This window comes from Pelomonas sp. Root405, from assembly GCF_001425165.1.
GTDB lineage: Bacteria > Pseudomonadota > Gammaproteobacteria > Burkholderiales > Burkholderiaceae_C > Pelomonas.
This window is the reverse complement of the sequence record NZ_LMDU01000001.1, coordinates 660977-679043: the sequence shown is the minus strand read 5'-3', so window position 1 is coordinate 679043 and position 18067 is coordinate 660977. Positions and strand designations below refer to the sequence as shown.

Sequence of the window (18067 nt, the reverse complement as noted above, 5' to 3'; positions counted from 1 at the left end):
AAAGTGGTGCAGCAAGCGTAGCGAGCGGGCTCAGGGTGGGTCGAGCAGCGCAGCCGTACTCGCGTACGGCGAGCAGCGCAGGCCCGCCATGTGCGCGCGCAGTAGCTTGATGCGCCGCTTTGCTAGAAATGGATGCCTCGCATCATCTGCTGCATCGCGATGGCTTCGGGCGACAGCGTCGGCTTGCCCGACTTGTCGCCCTTGGCGGCCGAGCTGTCGGGGAACATGCGGAAAGTCGTGTTCATGACGATCTGCGCGATGCGCGGCGCGGCCGCATGCAGCATCTCGCCCGAGATGCCCAAGCGCGTGGCGATGCGCACCGGCTTGTTGATGCAGGCCTGCGCAATCATGTCGCCAGCCTCCTCGGGCGCCAGCGTCGGCACGTTCTTGTAGATCGCTGTCGGCGCGATCATGGGCGTGCGCACCAGCGGCATGTTGATGGTGGTGAAGGTCACGCCGGTGTCGGCGAACTCGCTGGAGGCGCAGCGCGTCCAGGCGTCCAGCGCGGCCTTGCTGGCCACGTAGGCGCTGAAGCGCGGCGCGTTGGTCAGCACGCCGATGGAGCTGATGTTGACGACATGGCCCTTCTTCTTGGCCACCATGCCGGGCAGCAGGCCCATGGTGACGCGCAGGCAGCCGAAGTAGTTCAGGTCCATCGTGCGCTGGAAGTCGTGGAAGCGGTCGTAGCTGCTCTCGATGGCGCGGCGGATGGAGCGACCGGCGTTGTTGATGAGGAAGTCGACGCCGCCGAAGTTCTCGTTGCACCAGGCGATCAGCCCGGCGCAGCCGGCCTCGTCCGCGATGTCGCAGGCATAACTGTGGATCTGCGCGTCCTTGCCGGCCTTGTCCTTGATCTCCTTGACCGCCTCGGCCAGCTTGACCTCGTCACGCGCGCAGATCAGCGTGATGGCGCCGGCCTCGGCGAACTTGATGGCCGCGGCCAAGCCTATGCCGGACGAGCCACCCGTCACCAGCACCACCTTGCCGCCGGTCGCGCCGCGCAGCGATCGGTCGATGAACAGCGCCGGGTCGAGATGACGCTCCCAGTAATCCCACAGCCGCCAGGCATAGTCGTTCAGGTCGGGGCAGGCGATGCCCGAGCCCTTCAACGCGGCTTCGGTGTCGCGGCAGTCGAAGCGCGTCGGGTAATTGATGAAGGTGAACATGTCCTCGGGGATGCCGAGGTCCTTCATGACGGCGTTGCGGATGCGGCGCACCGGCGCCAGCGCCATGAGGCCCTTCTTGACGCTCTTGGGGATGAAGCCCAGCAGCGCCGCGTTGATGAACAGATTCATCTTGGGCGCATGCGCGGCCTTGCTGAAGATATCCAGCACATCGCCGACGCGGTAGCCCTGCGGATCCACGAGGTGGTAACAGCCGTGGCCCTTGCTGACCTTGTGCGAGATGTGGTCGAGCGCGTCGACAACGAAGTCCACCGGCACGATGTTGATGCGGCCGCCCTCCAGGCCGACGCTGGGCATCCACGGCGGCAGGATCTGGCGCATGCGCTGGATCAGCTTGAAGAAGTAGTAAGGCCCGTCGACCTTGTCCATCTCGCCGGAGGTGGAGTCGCCGACGACCAGCGCCGGGCGGTAGACCGTCCACGGCCGCTTGCATTCCTTGCGCACGATCTTCTCGCTCTCGTGCTTGGTCATGAAGTAGGGGTGATCGAGGTTCTCGGCCTCCTCGAACATGTCCTCGCGGAACACGCCCTCGTACAGGCCGGCCGCCGCAATCGACGACACATGGTGCACGTGACCCGCGTCGATGGCCTGCGCAAACTCCACCATGCTGCGCGTGCCCTCGATGTTGACGGCGACCTGCGCCTCTTCATCGGCGCTCAGGTCGTAGACCGCGGCCAGGTGGTAGAGGTGATCGATCTGACCCTTCAGGCTCTTGATGACATCGCTGGCCACGCCGAGCTTCTTGCCCGTCAGGTCGCCGTAGACGGGAATCGCGCGGGTCTTGGAGACGCCCCAGTAGGCGAGCAGGTCGGGCAGCTTGCCCGCGCTCTCCTCACGCATCAGGAAATGGACCGTGCTGCCGCGCCGCGCCAGCAACTTCTTGACGAGTCGCTTGCCGATGAAGCCGGTGGCGCCAGTGACGAAATACTGCATGCGGGTCTCCTGCTTGTTTGGATGGGATCGCGCTGATTCTTGACCAGCGACCCCGGCGCCCCGCTGGGCACTTTCCCGAGGACAGGCGTCGCTTTGCGTAGAGCGCACTCACTAGGAATGGCCGTGCTGGCGCGGGATGCCGCCGCTACAGTGCGTCGGCAATTCGCTAACTCGCAAGGACAACCCATGGTCAAGAAGCTCCAGAAGATGGCTGACAAGAAGAAGGCTGCGGCCGCCACCGGCTTCCCCGCTGGCCTGCTCGACAGCGCAATGGCACAGAACGTCAAGGACAGCGCCCAGCAGATCTGGGCCGCCGGCCTGGCATCCTTCTCCAAGGCCCAGGGCGAGGGTGGCAAGGTTTTCGAGGCCCTCGTTTCGGAAGGACTCAAATTGCAGAAGAAGACCCAATCCGCCGCTGAAGAAAAGCTCAGCGCCGTGGCGAGCAAGATGAGCGGCGTGGCCGGTGATGTCGGCGCCAAGGCCGGCCAGCACTGGGACAAGCTCGAATCGATCTTCGAGCAGCGCGTGGCCAAGGCGCTCAAGACGCTGAACGTGCCGTCCGCCAGCGACGTGCAGAGCCTGATCAAGCGCATCGACGACCTGGCCGTGTCGGCCGGCCTGAAGAAGGCTGCCCCCGCTGCCAAGGCCAAGAAGGCCGTGGTCAAGAAGGCTGCCGCCGTGAAGAAGGCCGTGGTCGCCAAGGCCGCACCGGCCAAGAAGGCTGTGGCCAAGAAGGCGGCGCCCGTGAAGGCAGCCGTCAAGGCCGTCGCCAAGAAGGCCGTGGCCCCGGCCAAGAAGGCTGCGGCGCCCGCGGCCAAGAAGGCCGCCCCGGCCAAGCGCGCACCGGCTGCCAAGAAGGCTGCAACTGCACCGGCCGCCGCGCCGGCTGCTCAGGCCTGACCCGAGCTAGTTCTCTCTGACCATGCGCCAACCACGGATCGGGTTGGCCCTGGCAGGCGGAGGCCCACTGGGCGCCATCTATGAAGTTGGCGCCCTTTGTGCTTTGGAGGAGGCTGTTCAAGGCCTCGACTTCACCGCCTGCGACGGCTACATCGGCGTCAGCGCCGGCGGCTTCATCGCCGCCGGCCTGGCCAACGGCATGACGCCGCGCCAGCTCTGCGCCGCCTTCATCGAGAACACCGCCGAGGCCCCCGACCGCTTCGACCCCGCCGAGCTGCTGCAGCCCGCGTGGCCGGAGTTCGGCGAGCGCCTGCGCCTGCTCCCCGGCCTGCTGGCCGACGCCGCGCGGGAGGTGCTGCTGGAGGGCCGCTCCGTGCTCGGTGCCATCGAGCGCCTCGGCCGCGTGCTGCCCACCGGCCTGCTGAGCAGCGAGCGTTTCGGCGAGGCGTTGACCCAGGTCTTCGCCGAACCCGGCCGCACGAACGACTTCCGCGAACTGCGCCACCGCCTCGTGCTGGTCGCGACCGACCTGGACAGCGGCGACGCCATCCCCTTCGGCAGCGAGGGCTGGGACCATGTGCCCATCTCCCAGGCCGTGCAGGCCAGCGCCGCGCTGCCGGGCCTGTTTCCGCCGGTCGAGATCGACGGCCGGCATTACGTCGACGGCGCGTTGAAGAAGACGCTGCACGCCTCCGTGCTGCTGGACCGCGGGCTAGATCTGCTGATCTGCCTGAACCCGCTGGTGCCCTACGAGAGCAACCGCCTGTCGCCGCGCGACGCACGCTCGCGCCGGGCGAAGAAGTTGGCCAGCAAGCTCGGCCGCCCGGCCCTGCGTGCGCTGCAGCCGCGCATCCACCGGTTGGTGGACGGCGGCCTGCCGCTGGTGCTGTCGCAGACCTTCCGCTCGTTGATCCACTCACGGCTGGAACTCGGCATGAAGGGCTATGAGCTGACGCATCCGCAGACCGACATCCTGCTGTTCGAGCCCGACCCGCGCGATGCCGAGCTGTTCATGGCCAACACCTTCAGCTACAGCCAGCGCCGTCACCTCGCCGAGCACGCCTACCAAGCCACGCGCGAGCTGCTGCGCGAGCGTTCGGCGGTGCTCAGGCCGCAGTTCGCACGCGCCGGGCTGACGCTGCGCGAAGACGTGCTGGCCAGCCGCGAGGCCCGCCTGCTGCCGGCGCCGGGCGAAACGCCCATGGAACAGGCGTTGCGTTCGCTGCGCGGCAGCCTGACGGTGCTGGAAGCGCGCCAGGCCTGACCCGGCGCGACATACCCGAGCGGCGGCAGGGTTGTGGCGACGCAGGCACCATGCCGGCCATGTCTCGCCAAGCCACGCCGTATGACACCCGCTCCACGGTCTATTTCGACGGCGGCTGCCCGGTCTGCAGTCGCGAGATCGCGATGTACCGCCGCCAGTCAGGCGCCGACGCCGTGCAGTGGGTGGATGCCGCGGCCTGCGAGCCCGCCGCATTCGGCCCCGGCCTGAGCCGCGCGGCAGCCCTGGCGCGGCTGCATGTGCGCCGCGCCGATGGCTCGCTGGTGGGCGGGGCCGCCGCCTTCATCGCCATGTGGGCCGCGCTGCCGCGCACCGCGTGGCTGGCGCGCTGGCTCGACCACCGGCCGGTGGTGGCGCTGCTGGATGCGGCCTATGGCGCGTTCCTGGTGGCGCGCCGGATGTGGAGGCGGGCGCCATGAGCGCCGTACTGGAGCGGGCAGCGCTGCCGCCCGCACTCGCGGCCGACCTGCGCACCGACCATGCCGGCGAGACCGGTGCCGTCTGCATCTATCGCGGCGTGCTGGCGCTCAGCCGCGACCCGGCGCTGCGCGACTTCGCGCGGCGGCACCTGGCCACCGAGCAGCGCCACCTCGCCGTCATCAACGGTTGGCTGCCGGCGGGCCAGCGCAGCCGCCTGCTGCCGCTGTGGCGACTGAGCGGCTGGCTGACCGGCGCCCTGCCCACGCTGTTCGGGCCGCGCGCCGTCTACGCCACCATCGCGGCGGTCGAGACCTTTGTGGACGTTCATTACCAGCAACAGATCGACCGCCTGGCGGGCGATGCCGCTTGGGGCCGCCTGCGCGCCGAGCTGGAGGCCTGCCGTCAGGACGAGGCCCACCACCGGGACGAAGCCGCAGCGGCGCATGCCGACCGCGCGCCGGGGTTGCTGCTGCGGCTGTGGTGTACCGTGGTGGGATGGGGCTCCGCCCAGGCGGTGTCGGTGTGTCGCCATGTCTGACGCGCGCAGCACGGTCATCCCCGCCGAGATCGCCCGCTTCGACGCCTGGAGCGCAACCTGGTGGAACCCGCGCGGGCCGATGCGGCCGCTGCACGTGACCAATGCACTGCGCCTGGCCTGGGTGCGGGAGGCCGTCCGCCGCCACCACGGCGAGCGCGCGGGCCTGAGCCTGTTGGACGTGGGCTGTGGCGGCGGCCTGATGGCCGAGCCGCTGGCCCGCGACGGCCTGCGCGTGGTGGGCATCGACGCCTCGGCCGGCAACATCGGCGCGGCGCGCCGCCATGCTGGCGATCTATCTGAAATATTGCCCGGGCTGGACTACCGCGTCGGCGAGCCGGCCGTGGCCTTGCAGCCCGACGAGCGCTTCGACATCGTGCTGGCGCTGGAGGTGGTGGAGCATGTCGACGATGTGCCGGCCTTCCTGGCGCAGGTGGCCGACCATGTGGCACCGGGCGGGCTGCTGATCGCCTCCACCATCAACCGCACCGCGCGCAGCTGGCTGCTGGCGATTGCCGGCGCGGAGTACATCCTGCGCGTGCTGCCGGTGGGCACGCACCGCTGGCGCCAGTTCGTCACGCCGGCCGAGCTGGAGGCCGCTGCCACGCGCGCCGGCCTGCGGCCGCTGCAGCGGCTGGGCATGCGCTATCTGCCGCTGCTGCACCGCGCCAGCTGGACGCGCGACACCTCGGTCAACTACCTGACGAGCTTTGCCCGCCCCGCTTCGGAGACGCCCGCATGAGCCCCATCGTTCTCGTCACCGGCGCCCGCGGCGGCATCGGCCGCGCCCTGTGCAGCCAACTGCACGCACAAGGCTGGCAGGTTGCCGCCGTCGGCCGCGATGCAGCCGCGCTGGCCGAGGTGCCGGCCGCGCTGCACATCCAGGCCGACACCACGACGCCCGAGGGCGCAGCCGCCGCCGTCGCGCAGTGCCGCGAGGCGCTCGGCGTGCCCACGCGGCTGGCCCATTGCGTGGGCAGCACGCTGATCGCGCCGCTGCACCGCAGCCGGGCTGAAGCTGTGCGCGAGGTGCTGCGCATCAACCTGGAAAGCGCGCTGTTCACGCTGGGCGCCTGGGTGGAGGCCCTGCGTGAACCCGCGCAGCCGGGCGCTGCCGTGCTTGTCAGTTCGGTGGTGGCCGGCATCGGCGTGGCCAACCACGAGGCCATTGCCGCGGCCAAGGGCGGCATCGAGGCCCTGGTGCGCAGCGCGGCGGCGACCTATGCGCCGCAGGGCCTGCGCATCAATGCGGTCGCACCCGGCATGACCGACACGCCGATGACTGCTGCCATGCTCAAGCAGCCCGCCATGCGCGAAGGCGCCGGCAAGCAGTACCCGCTGGGCGGTGTGCAGACGCCCGAGCAGGTGGCCGGCGTGATGGCCTGGCTGCTGTCCGACGCGGCCGACCGGCTGACGGGCCAGGTCTTGCCTGTGGACGGCGGCTTCACGCGCGTCAGGCCTCTGGTTCGCTGAGCTCGGCCGCGTCCGTCTCTTCCAGCGTCTGCAGCTCCACCAGCCGGCGGTACAGGCCGCCGTCGAGCGCCATCAGCGCCTCGTGTGTGCCGCGCTCCTGCAGGTGGCCGTGGTTGAGCACCAGGATCTGGTCGGCCGCGCGGATGGTCGACAGCCGGTGGGCGATGGCTACCACCGTCACGCGGCCGCGCAGCGCCGTCAGCGCCTCGCCGACGCGCTGCTCGGTGGCGCTGTCGATGTTGCTGGTGGCTTCGTCCAGGAACAGGATGCGCGGTGAGCCCGCCAACGCCCGCGCCATTGCCAGCAGTTGCTTCTGGCCGGTGGACACGCGGGCCCCGCCCTCACCCAGCTGGGTGTCATAGCCCTGCGGCAGCGCGGTGATGAAGTCATGCGCGCGCGCCGCCTGGGCCGCGGCCTGGATGTCTTCCTCGCCGATGCCCGGCCGCCCCATCGCGATGTTGTCGCGCACGCTGGCCGACATCAGATAGGGCTCCTGCGGCACCAGGCCCACGGCGTCGCGAAAGGCAGCATCGGGCACGCTGGCCAGCGGCTGGCCGTCCACCGTGATGCGCCCGGCCTGGGCCGTGTAGAAGCGCAGCAGCAGCGACAGCAACGTGCTCTTGCCGCTGCCCGTGTGGCCGACGATGCCGACAAAGCTGCCTGGCGCGATGTCCACGTCCACGCCATGCAGCACCGGCCGCGACGGGGCATAGCCGAAGGTCAGGCCCTCGATGCGGATGCCGCCCTGGGTGATTTCTCGGCCGTCCTGAGCCGGCCCGCGGTGTTCGTCCTCCTCCAGCAGCGTGCGCACGCGCGACGCGGCCACCATGGCCTGCTGCAACTGGCCGAACTGCATGGTGATCTGGATCAGCGGTTCCACGACCCGGGCGATGTAGGCGAGGAAGGCATAGAGCAGGCCCACCTCCAGCACGCCCATCGGCCCGGTCAGCTGGCGCTGGCCGAAGCTGTAGATGACGGTGACGAGCAGCAGCACATTCATCAGGTCCAGCGCCGGCCGCAGCAGCCAGGCATTGGCGCGCAGCTCGGCGATGCGCGACAGCCGGTGTTCGGCATTCGTCGTCTCGAAGCGCGCGCCGAAGCGCCCGGCCGCGCCGCTGGCCTGCAGCACCGCCATGCCGGCCATGCTCTCGGCCATCTGCGCATTGATGTCGCTGCGCAGCTGGCGCGTGCGCGCCACTGCAGGCGCCGACAGCTTCTGGTACGCCAGGATGATGACCACCATGGCCGGCACCAGCGTCGCGACGATGAGCATCAGCCGCCAGTCCAGGAAGGCCATCGCCACCAGCGAACCGATGACAACGATGGTCGAGTCGAGCATCACGTACAGCACCTGGCGGTAGAGCTGGTTCACCGCCTCGGTGTCGTTGGTCACGCGGCTGACGAGCTGGCCGGTGATGGCCTTGTCGAAGAAGGCCATCGGCAGCGCCAGCACATGCGCATAGACGCGCTCGCGCAGCCGCAGCACCGAGCGCCGGGCCACACCGGCCATGCGCGACAGCTGGGCATAGCGGATCCAGCTCGCCGCCCAGCCGGTCAGCAGCATCAGCATCAGCAGCGTGGCCATCTCGGTGATGTCGAACTGGCGCGGCAGCAGATGGTGGTCGATGTAGCGCTTGCCGAGGATGGGGGCGAGCACTTCGAGGCCGGCGGCGGCGGCGAGCCAGAGCCCGCCGCGGATCAAGTGGGCGCGCTCGGGTCGGGCCGAATTCATCAGCAGGCCAACGCTCTGCCAAGGTTTCTCGATCTTCTTGGGCGTCTCAGGCGGCTTCAAGGCTGGCCTCGATCTGTTGGTAGCGCCACTGGGCGGCGTACCAGCCAGCCAGCTGCAGCAGTTGCTGGTGAGAGCCGCGCTCGATGACATGGCCCTGCTTGAGCACGATCACTTCATCGGCATCCATCACGGCTGACAGCCGGTGCGCGATGACGATGACGCTGCGGTCGGGGCGCGTGCTGCGCAGCTCGCGCAGGTGGTCGAGGATGTCGGTCTCGGTGCCGGTGTCGACGGCCGACAGCGCGTCGTCCAGCACCAGCAGCGGGGCATCGCTCAGCAGCGCCCTGGCAATCGCGACGCGCTGGCGCTGGCCGCCCGACAAGGTCACGCCGCGCTCGCCCACCTCGGTCGCATAGCCGTTGGGCAGGCGGGCAATGTCGTCGTGCACGGCGGCCAAGCGCGCGGCGGCCTCGACCTCCGCGGCCGTCGCACCCGGCTTGGCCAGCGCGATGTTGTCGGCCACCGAGGCGGAGAACAAAAAGGGCTCCTGCGGCACCCAGGCGATGTGGGCGCGCAGCGTTGTGAGCGGCAGTTCGGGCAGCGCGATGCCGCCCAGCGTCAGCCGGCCGGCGTCGGGCTCGGCCTGGCGCAGCAACAGGCGCACGAAGGTGGACTTGCCCGCACCGGTCGCGCCGACGATGCCCAGCGTCTTGCCGGGCGCGAGCGCCAGGTCGACGCCTTCGAGCGCCGGGCGCTTGGCGCCCGGAAAGGAAAAGGTGAGGCCTTCCGCGCGAAGCGTGGTGTCGGCGGGAAGTACCGCCCTGCCCTCGTCGGCCAGTGTCAACGGCGCGTCCAGCACCGGCGCCAGCCGCGTCCAGGCCGCACGGCCGCGTTCCAGCAGGGCCAACACCCATCCGGCCGCGAACATCGGCCAGATCAGCTGGCCGAGGTACATCGTGAAGGCCGTCAGCTGGCCGATGCTCAATTCGCCGCGCGCGACCAGCCAGCCGCCCATCGCCAGCGCAATGGCCGTCGCGGCGCCCAGCGTCATGCCGACAGCAGGCTCGTAGGCGGCCTCCCAGCGCTGTGATCGGAAGCTCGCCTCGGCGGCCTTGTCGGCCAGCTCGCCGAACTGTTGTTCGCTGCGCGCAACCAGCCCCAGCGCCCGCACGGTGCGCACGCCGGACAAACTCTCCTGCACCTGCTGGTTCAGGCCGCTGAAGCTACCCAGCGAGTCCTGCGCGGCCTGGTGCAGGTGGTTGGAAATCCACCAGAAGGCCAGCGCCATCAGCGGGAAAGGGACGAGCGCCGCGAGGCCCAGGCGCCAGTCAATGCCTAACGTCATCATCGCAAGCACCAGCACCAGCGTCTGCGTGCCGTCAAAGCCCGCCAGCATCGCCTCGCCGGCGGCCTGCTCGACCGTGTCGATGTCGTTGGTCGCTAGTGCCATCAGGTCGCCGGTGCGCTGAGACTGGAAGTAGGCCGGGCCTTGCAGCGCCAGGCGCGCATACAGCCGCGTGCGCAACCGCGCGCCGAGGCGGAAGGACGCCTTGAACAGCGTCAGCCGCCAGCCGGCGCGCAGCAGGTAGATGACGAGGCCGGCCAGCACCAGCAGCGCGAGTTGCTTCAACAGCGCATCGCCCTGGAGGCCGCCGGCGACGAGTTCGTCGACGACATGGCCGACCTGGCGGGGGATCCAGACGGTCAGCGCGGCGATGCAGGACAGCATCGCGCCGGCCGAAAGGTAGGCGCGCCAGTGCTCGCGCACGAAGGCGGCGAGCATGCGGGAGAGCGTGGCGGGAGAAGCGGGAACGGAAACGGACATGCGGGGGACAGTGTCGCCGCGCGTCAATGACGCGCAGGGCGCGAGCCAGACCGTCAGCTGACTGCCTCAAGGTGGATGCCGATGCTTCCGGCCAGAACCGGCACGATCCAGACCACAGCTGCCAAGTGACTTGGCGCCATGACGGCAACGGCTGCACAGGCGAGGCCAAAAATCAGCGCTAGCAGGGAGACGGTATTGGCAAGCTGAATGCCTGACTGGGCGGGCACCGCATCGAGTTCACTGTCCTTGCACCCCCGGTTCTGGCGGCTGCGCTGGAAGCGATTGAACACGAAGGTGCCGGCAAGCGCGAACGGTGCGGTGCTGAGAGCTCTGTCGAGCAGGCTAAGTTCGGTCCCTGTCGTCCAAGCGAGCGCCATGAGCAAGAGCAGCAGGGCGCCACACAGGGCGACATGGCGGAGATGATGATGGCGAGCCGTCATGTCGCTACCGATCCTCGTGCTCCGGTTAGCCACAGCCCGGCCCAGGTCAAAAACCCATTCAGCAACAGCAACTCCAGCCCAATCTGATACCCGCCCCAAGGCTGCCCAAAGTCCAGCACCGCGCACAGCAACGGCGCCACCACGCACACCGCCACCAGCGCCCGCCCCGACACCACCCTTGGCGTGAACATCGCAAACGCGAACAGCCCCAGCAGCGGGCCGTAGGTGTAGCCCGCGAGCTTGAGGATCAGATAAATCATGCTTGTGCTGTCCAGCGCCTTGAAGCCCAGCACCAGCGCCAGGAACAGCAGCGCGAAGCCGTAGTGCACCCGCCGCCGCGTGCGCGTGTCCTCACGCGGCACGCGCAGCAGGTCCAGGCAGGTGCTGGCCGTCAACGCGGTGAGCGCACCGTCGGCGCTGGGCAACAGGGCCGACACCAGGGCCAGCACGAAGACGATCTGCACCCAGGCCGGCAGGTGCTGCATGACGACAGTAGGGAAGAGCGCATCGCCCTTCACCGCCAAACCCTGTGCCTGCGCAAACAGCGTCAGCAACCCGCCCAGCAGCAGGAAGGCGCCGACGACGACCAGCATCAGCACGGCCAGCACGAGCAGGTTCTTCTGCGCGTCGCGCAGCTTGGCCACCGACAAGCTCTTCTGCATCATTTCCTGGTCCAACCCGGTCATCGCAATGGCAATGAACATGCCGGCCAGCAGCGCCTTCACGGAGAAGTCGCGGCTCAGCGGGTCGCCGACCCAGACACGCGACAGGTCGGCCGCGTCCAGCAGCGACAGCGCATCGGGCCGCCACAGCAGCGCGATGCAGACGAACAGCCCCGTCAGCATGCCGGCCGTCTGCAGCGTGTCGGTCCACACCAGCGCCTTGACGCCGCCCTCGACGGTGTACAGCAGGATCATGATCAGCACGACCGCCGCGCCGACGGCGAAGGGCACGCCCAGCGGCTGCAGGATCAGCGTGTGCAGCACCGCGACGACCAGGTAGAGCCGCGCCGTCGCACCCAGCGTGCGGCTAAGGATGAAGAAGGCCGAGCCCAGGCGCTGCGCCGCCGGGCCGAGCCGGTCGCCGAGCAGCCCGTAGATGGAGGCCAGCTGGAGCCGGTGATAGGCCGGCAGCAGCACGAAGGCGATGACGGCATAGCCCGCCAACTGGCCGATGACGATCTGCAGATAGGTGAAGCCATTGGCCGCCACCGAGCCCGGCACGCTGATGAAGGTGACGCCGGACAGCGAGGTGCCGATCATTCCGAAGGCGACGACCGGCCAGGGACTTTCCCTGCCCCCCACATAGAAACCCTCAGCCCCGGAACCGTGCGAGACGCACCGCGCCAGCACCAACAGCAGGGCGAAGTAGGTGAGAACCCCGAGCAAAAGCAGTGCAGGCGACATGGGCCCGCATGATGCCCGAGGTCACCCCCCTGAATGCGGCGGGTCAAACCGTCACAGGTGGTCGTTAGCATCCCCGCCCATCGTGGTGAATTCTTACTAGGTAGTCATGCGCCTCAAACCTCTGGTGTCCCTCCTCGCTGCGGCCTTCGCCGCGCCCGCCGTGCTGGCCTCGGCCAACGGCGTCGTCATCAGCCAGGTCTATGGCGGCAACGGCAACGTCTACAAGAACGACTACGTCGAGCTGTTCAACGCCGGCGCCGCGCCGGTGTCGCTGGCCGGCATGTCGGTGCAGTACGCCAGCGCCACGGGCACCGGCAACTTCGTCGCCGTGCCGCTGACCAGCGTCATGCTTCAGCCGGGCCAGTACTACCTCGTCAAGCTCGGCCCCACCAGCGCCAACGGCGCCGACCTGATCACGGCCGACGCCACCGGCTCCACCGACCTGTCGGGCACCAATGGCAAGGTCATCCTCGCCAGCCAGGCCGGCACCATCGGCTGCAACGGCGGCTCCAATGTCTGCTCCGACACGCAGAAGGCGTTGATCGTCGACCTGCTCGGCTACGGCACGGCCAACTTCGCCGAGGGCGCCGCGTCCATCGCCGCCACCAGCACGATGGCGCTGTTCCGTGCCGCCAGCGGCTGCACCGACAGCGACAGCAACGTCGCCGACTTCGCCCGTGGCGCGCCGGCACCGCGCAACACCAGCAGCGCGCTCAACCTGTGCGGCGGCGGTGGCGGCGGCAACGCGCCCATCGTGCCGAGCTGCCCTGACCAGGTCGCCGTCAACGGCACCGCCTCGGGCTTCTCGGTCGGCGCCAAGGACACGGACAGCCGCGTGATGTCTGCCACTGTCGTTGGCAGCCTGCCCGCCGGCGTGACGCTCGACAGCTTCGTCGCCTCCAGCGCCGACGACGTGGTCGCCACGCAGAGCTTTGGCGTCGCCAACACGCTGGCCGCGGGCAGCTACAACCTCAGCCTCAAGTGGGACAACGACGAGGCGCAGACGGCCAGCTGCAGCTTCAAGCTGACCGTCAGCGGCGTGGTCAGCATCCCGGCCATCCAGGGCGCGGGCGCCAAGAGCTCGATGGATGGCGCCAGCGTCACCACCAGCGGCATCGTCACCAAGCTGATCAACAACGGCTTCTACCTGCAGGACCCGGACGGCGACGGCGACGCCGCCACGTCCGACGGCGTCTTCGTCTTCACCAGCACGGCGCCGACCGTCGCCGTGGGCGACAAGGTGACGGTCTCGGCCAAGGTGCAGGAGTACTCGGTGTCGACCAGCGCGGCCAGCCAGGCCAACCCGCTGACCGAGCTGAGCAGCGTCTCGGCGGTCACCGTCGTCAGCTCGGGCAACCAGCTGCCGCAGCCGGTCAATGTCAGTCTGGCCACGCTCGCCGTCCAGGCCGACATGGAGCGCTACGAGGGCATGCTGGTGAACATCACCGACACGCTGACCATCAACCAGACCAACTTCGTCGGCAGCTGGGGCCAGCTGACGGCGTCGGCCGGCGGCCGCACGCTGACACCCACCAACGTGCTGCGCCCTGGCCCGGCCGCACACGCCCTGCTGACGGCCAACCTGGCCCGCAGCCTCGTGCTGGACGACGGCAGCGCCCTCAAGTTCCCCAACCCGACGCCCTACCTCTGGCAGGACGGCACGGTGCGCGGCGGTGACACCGTCGAGGGCGTGACCGGCGTCGTCGACTTCGGCCCGTCGACCGACTCGGCGAGCGGCCCGCTGTCGTACAAGATCCACCCGACCGCGGCACCCGTGTTCGCGCGCCCCATTGCCCGCCCGGCGCTGGCGCCGGCCGTCGGCGGCAACCTGCGCGTCGGCAGCGCCAACGTGCTGAACTACTTCACCAGCGGCAGCGGTGGCGCCTTCGTGGCCGGCAGTCCCAGCTGCGGCGGCGATTGCCGCGGCGCCAACACGCTGGCGGAGTTCACCCGCCAGCGCACCAAGATCCTGGGCATGCTGGCCGGCATGAACGCCGACGTCGTCGGCCTGATGGAAATCCAGAACAGCGGCAGCAACTTCGCCGTGCAGGACCTGGTCAACGGCCTGAACGCCACCCTGGGCGCCAACACCTATGCCGCCGTGCCGCTGCCGGCCGCCGGCACGGGCACCGACGCCATTCGCGTCGCGATGATCTACAAGCCGGCCAAGCTCGGCCTGGTCGGCGCGTCGATGTCGGACACCAACTCGGTCAACAGCCGCCCGACCTTCGCACAGGGCTTTGTCACCGCCAACGGCGAGAAGTTCGCCGTCATGGTCAACCACCTGAAGTCCAAGGGCAGCTGCGGCTCGGGCCTGAACGCCGACCAGGGCGACCTGCAGGGCTGCCACAACCAGACGCGCAAGGACCAGGCCCAGCGCCTGCTGGCCTGGCTGCCCACCGTCAAGGCGACGGCGCAGACGGAAGACGTCATCCTTGTCGGCGACATGAACGCCTACGCCAAGGAAGACCCCATCGAGCTGCTGATCAATGGCGGCATCGTCGACCTGGTCGCCAAGTTCGAACCCGACGACTACAGCTATGTCTTCGACGCCGGCGCCGGCCGCCTCGACCACGGCCTGGGCACCGCCAGCATCGCCGCCAAGACAGTGGGCGCCACCAGCTGGCACATCAATGCCGACGAGCCGGAGTGGACCGACTACAACCTCGAGGACAAGGCGGCCGGCAATGACTGGTACCAGCCGAATGTGTTCCGGGCGTCGGACCATGACCCGATGCTGATTGGCTTGAACATCGTCAAGAAGCTCGGTGGCACCGGCGGTCGCGACGCCATCGTCGGCACGGCGGGCGACGACATCATCGAAGGCGGCGCGGGCGCCGACACGCTGACCGGCGGTGGGGGTGTTGACCAGTTCGTCTACAACACCCTGCTCGATGCCGGAGACACCATCACCGATTTCGTACCTGGCCAGGACACGCTGGTAATCGGGAATGTGCTGCGCTCACTGGGTGCAGCTGTCGCCGACCCGCTGACCAGCGGTCACGTCAGCTGCAGCATGTCGACCAACAATGCCGTCATCTATATCGATGCCGACGGCAGTGCCGGCCCGCAATCACGTCGTCTGCTGCTGCAACTGCGCAATGTCAATTGCGGCGCACTGGGCGCTAGCAGCTTCAAATTCTGAGAACGGAAACACCCATCATGATTCGCAAGACCCTCCTCGGATTGGCCCTGCTGGCCGCTTACGGCGTCCACGCAGCCACGGTCACGTACGACCTCAGCGGAACCATTGAAGGCGGGCTCCTTGCCGGCCAGACGGTGAGCGGCCAGTTCAGCTTCGACGACGCAAACCTGGATGCCTCGACTCTGGAACTACCGCTGCAGTCGCTCAACTTCAGTTTCGCAGGCAGCAGCTTCAACCTCGCTGGCGCCGCCCAAGGATGGCCGCCGACGGTCAGCTTCAATGCTGGCCAGTTGGTTGGCTTGAACGCCTATTTCGAGACGAGCAGCAGCGGCACCCCGCGTGAGGTGTCTTTGTTCGATGGCTTGGGCATCGACACGCCGTATTTGACCTACGTTCAAGGCATGGATTCGAGCACCGCAACGCTGAGTTTTGCCGCTGCTGTCCCCGAACCCGAGACCTACGCCCTGATGCTGGCCGGCCTGGGCCTGGTGGGCTGGATGGCCCGCCGCCGCAAGGCCTGAAGCTTCACCGCACCGTGCTTGAACGGCCCGCCTCGGCGGGCCGTTTTGCTCTCAGTACGTCCTTCCGCCCTTGAACTGGGCATGCTGGCGGCGCTGCAATGTCGTGCTGCGGCTCATGGCCTCAAAGCTGACGCTGGCGTGGGCGTGCATGATGGCAATGCCCAGCCCGTCCGCCGCGTCGGTGCCGGGCAGGCCGGGCAGGGTCAGCAGGCGCTGCACCATGGCCTGGATCTGCTCCTTCTTGGCGTGGCCGTGGCCGACGATGGCCTTCTTCATCTGCAATGCCGTGTACTCGCTGACCGGCAGGTTGGCCGACACCAGCGCCGTGATGGCCGCGCCGCGTGCCTGCCCCAACAGCAGCGTTGACTGCGGGTTGACGTTGACGAAGACGATCTCGACCGCCGCGCATTGCGGCTGGTAGCGCGTGACGACCTCACGGATGCCGTCGAACAGGATCTTCAGCCGCGCCGGCAGGTCGCCGGTCGCGACGGCATTGGTCTTGATGGTGCCGCTGGCTACGTAGGTCAGGCGCGGGCCGTCGGCTTCGATGACGCCGAATCCCGTCGTTTGCAAACCCGGGTCAATGCCGAGAATGCGCATCAGCGTGCAGCCCCGGCGAAATACCAGCGCGCCGAATGGAAGAACACCGGTGCGGCGAAGCACAGTACGGCGATGCGGTCCAGCAGGCCGACCGCGCCCGTGATGGAGCTGCGGTTGCCCCAGTAGCGCACGCCGGCGTCCTTCTTCAGCGCCTTCATGACCAGGCCGCCAAAGCCCGCCGCGGCGGCGGTGATGAAGGCCATGGCCAGCGCCTGGCCGATCTTGAAAGGCGTGATCCAGAACAGCAGGCCACCGGCGAGCGAGCCGGTCAGCGTGCCTATCCACCAAGCGCGCATCGAGAAGCTGCGGCTGATGCGCCGCGCCACCGGCCGGCGGCGCAGCGAGCGGGTCGCGATCTCCTGCGCGATCTGCGAGGCGGCCACCACCATGACGAGGAAGAACAGCAGGAAGGCGCCGCGGCCGGTGTAGCCGGGGAAGTCCAGCAGCAGCAGGGCCGGCGCATGCGACAGGCCGTAGACGCAGACCATCACGCCCCACTGGATCTTGGCGTTACGTTCGAGGAAGCGGCTGGGGTCGTCGGCCAGGGCGCTGACGATGGGCAGCACCAGGAAGCCGTAGACCGGCAGGAAGACCGTGAACAGGTCGAAGAAGCGCGTGCCGCACAGCATGTACTGCACCGGCAACAGCCCGAAGAAGGCAACGATCAGGGTGCGGTGGTCGCTGCGCTGGGTGTGCATCAGCGTGATGAACTCGCGCAGCGCCAGGAAGGAGAACAGCGCGAACAGCAGCGTCGCGCCCATGGGCCCGGAGATCCACGCGACCCAGAACATGCAGCCACCGATCCAGGCCGCGCGCAGGTCGCGGCGCACGCGCTCCCAGGTCAGCTCGGAAGCGCGCCTGGCCTCCTCGTCCTCGCGCTCGCGCAGCGAGTTCAGGAACAGGCCGACCGTCAGCAGCAGCAGGAAGCCGAACAGCACGACGAAGAGCAGGGCCACCTGCTCGCTGGCGTCCAATCCTTTCAGCCACTTCATGCGTCGGCCTCTGCGGGCCGGCCGACCAGGGCCGGATCGGGGCGCTGCTCCATGACGGCTTCGCGGGCCCGGCACAGGAAGTCGGCCTTGTTCTCGCCGGGCTGCAACTGGATGGGCGCGCCGAAGGTGACGGTGCAGAGGATGGGCACCGGCACGACCTCGCCCTTGGGCATGACGCGCTGCACGTTGTCGATCCAGGTGGGGATCAGCTGCACATGCGGGAACTGCTCGGCCAGGTGAAAGATGCCGGACTTGAACGGCATCGGGTTGCCCTTGCTGGAGCGGGTGCCCTCGGGAAAGATGACCAGCGAGTCGCCGTTGGCCAGCGCCTCGACCAGGGGCTCCAGCGGGTCTTCATCCGGCGTTGCGCGGCTGCGGCTGACGTAGATGGCGTTGAAGACCTCGGTCGTCAGCCAGCGCCTGAAGGCGCTCTTGGTCCAGTAGTCGCGCGCGGCGATGGCGCGGGTCTGGGCGCGCAGCTCATGCGGGAAGGCGGCCCAGATCAGGACGAGGTCGAAGTGACTCTGGTGGTTGGCGATGTAGATGCGCTGCTCGGCTTTTGGCGGGCAGCCCTTCCAGTGGCCTTGCGCGCCCGTGATGAGCCGGGCGATGAAGGCGAGCAACTGGCCGGTGAAGGCGGCTGGCGTCATGGGCGGGATTATGGGTGCCGCCCCTCAGG

The 18067-nt window shown here is 68.7% G+C and carries 16 protein-coding genes; 8 read left to right on the top strand and 8 right to left on the bottom strand.

Translation table 11 applies throughout. The features are described 5' to 3' along the window. Positions 1-122 precede the first annotated feature (122 nt). Positions 123-2117, bottom strand: coding sequence for an SDR family oxidoreductase (locus tag ASC81_RS02990; protein ID WP_056262522.1), 1995 nt, complete (start codon positions 2115-2117; stop codon positions 123-125). Between the two features lie 186 nt (positions 2118-2303). On the opposite strand from ASC81_RS02990, the gene ASC81_RS02985 reads away from it, so the two are divergent. The 6 genes from ASC81_RS02985 to ASC81_RS02960 are packed head-to-tail and all read left to right on the top strand — an operon-like array spanning position 2304 to position 6727. Further along, a complete protein-coding gene (locus ASC81_RS02985; RefSeq protein WP_056262519.1) occupies positions 2304-3017 on the top strand; it encodes a phasin family protein in 714 nt (237 codons plus the stop codon). Positions 3018-3039: 22 nt separating this feature from the next. Continuing rightward, positions 3040-4281 (top strand): patatin-like phospholipase family protein, encoded by a 1242-nt coding sequence (locus tag ASC81_RS02980; protein ID WP_056262516.1) that lies wholly within the window; start codon positions 3040-3042, stop codon positions 4279-4281. Between the two features lie 59 nt (positions 4282-4340). Beyond that, positions 4341-4718, top strand: a complete 378-nt coding sequence (locus tag ASC81_RS27465) for a DCC1-like thiol-disulfide oxidoreductase family protein (protein WP_056262514.1) — start codon at positions 4341-4343, stop codon at positions 4716-4718. Next, the gene (locus tag ASC81_RS27460) at positions 4715-5257 is read left to right on the top strand and encodes a demethoxyubiquinone hydroxylase family protein (protein WP_056264220.1); all 543 of its coding nucleotides are present in this window, start codon (positions 4715-4717) and stop codon (positions 5255-5257) included. The genes ASC81_RS27465 and ASC81_RS27460 overlap by 4 nt, the downstream gene beginning before the upstream one ends. Then, the gene (gene ubiG / locus ASC81_RS02965; protein ID WP_056262511.1) at positions 5250-5996 is read left to right on the top strand and encodes a bifunctional 2-polyprenyl-6-hydroxyphenol methylase/3-demethylubiquinol 3-O-methyltransferase UbiG; all 747 of its coding nucleotides are present in this window, start codon (positions 5250-5252) and stop codon (positions 5994-5996) included. The genes ASC81_RS27460 and ubiG overlap by 8 nt, the downstream gene beginning before the upstream one ends. Next, complete coding sequence (locus ASC81_RS02960) at positions 5993-6727, top strand: SDR family NAD(P)-dependent oxidoreductase (RefSeq protein WP_056262508.1); 735 nt, start codon at positions 5993-5995, stop codon at positions 6725-6727. Before ubiG ends, ASC81_RS02960 begins: the two co-directional genes overlap by 4 nt. Here the strand turns inward: ASC81_RS02960 and ASC81_RS02955 are convergent. Genes ASC81_RS02955 through ASC81_RS02940 form a run of 4 tightly spaced genes read right to left on the bottom strand, consistent with a single transcriptional unit; the run spans position 6708 to position 12130 of the window. After that, positions 6708-8459 carry an ABC transporter ATP-binding protein gene (locus tag ASC81_RS02955; RefSeq protein WP_056264217.1) on the bottom strand — a complete coding sequence of 584 codons (1752 nt, stop codon included), beginning with the start codon at positions 8457-8459 and terminating at the stop codon, positions 6708-6710. The genes ASC81_RS02960 and ASC81_RS02955 overlap by 20 nt on opposite strands. A 46-nt stretch (positions 8460-8505) precedes the next feature. After that, positions 8506-10284 (bottom strand): ABC transporter ATP-binding protein, encoded by a 1779-nt coding sequence (locus ASC81_RS02950; RefSeq protein WP_056262506.1) that lies wholly within the window; start codon positions 10282-10284, stop codon positions 8506-8508. Between the two features lie 53 nt (positions 10285-10337). Next, positions 10338-10724 (bottom strand): hypothetical protein, encoded by a 387-nt coding sequence (locus ASC81_RS02945; protein WP_156391686.1) that lies wholly within the window; start codon positions 10722-10724, stop codon positions 10338-10340. After that, positions 10721-12130 (bottom strand): sodium:solute symporter, encoded by a 1410-nt coding sequence (locus ASC81_RS02940; protein WP_056262500.1) that lies wholly within the window; start codon positions 12128-12130, stop codon positions 10721-10723. The genes ASC81_RS02945 and ASC81_RS02940 overlap by 4 nt, the downstream gene beginning before the upstream one ends. 106 nt (positions 12131-12236) lie before the next feature. Here ASC81_RS02940 and ASC81_RS02935 point away from each other — a divergent pair, with 106 nt between their 5' ends. After that, the gene (locus ASC81_RS02935; RefSeq protein ID WP_056262496.1) at positions 12237-15275 is read left to right on the top strand and encodes an ExeM/NucH family extracellular endonuclease; all 3039 of its coding nucleotides are present in this window, start codon (positions 12237-12239) and stop codon (positions 15273-15275) included. A 41-nt stretch (positions 15276-15316) separates the two neighbouring features. Next, the gene (locus tag ASC81_RS02930) at positions 15317-15796 is read left to right on the top strand and encodes an FxDxF family PEP-CTERM protein (protein ID WP_200946680.1); all 480 of its coding nucleotides are present in this window, start codon (positions 15317-15319) and stop codon (positions 15794-15796) included. Between the two features lie 51 nt (positions 15797-15847). Here ASC81_RS02930 and ruvC read toward each other — a convergent pair whose 3' ends face one another. The 3 genes from ruvC to ASC81_RS02915 are packed head-to-tail and all read right to left on the bottom strand — an operon-like array spanning position 15848 to position 18038. Beyond that, positions 15848-16396: a crossover junction endodeoxyribonuclease RuvC gene (ruvC, locus tag ASC81_RS02925; protein WP_056262491.1), complete on the bottom strand. Its 549-nt coding sequence runs from the start codon at positions 16394-16396 to the stop codon at positions 15848-15850. After that, on the bottom strand, positions 16396-17388 hold the full coding sequence (locus ASC81_RS02920; RefSeq protein WP_056262488.1) for a phosphatidate cytidylyltransferase: 993 nt from the start codon (positions 17386-17388) through the stop codon (positions 16396-16398). The genes ruvC and ASC81_RS02920 overlap by 1 nt, the downstream gene beginning before the upstream one ends. Next, positions 17385-18038: a 1-acyl-sn-glycerol-3-phosphate acyltransferase gene (locus ASC81_RS02915; protein WP_056262485.1), complete on the bottom strand. Its 654-nt coding sequence runs from the start codon at positions 18036-18038 to the stop codon at positions 17385-17387. Before ASC81_RS02915 ends, ASC81_RS02920 begins: the two co-directional genes overlap by 4 nt. Positions 18039-18067: the final 29 nt, after the last annotated feature.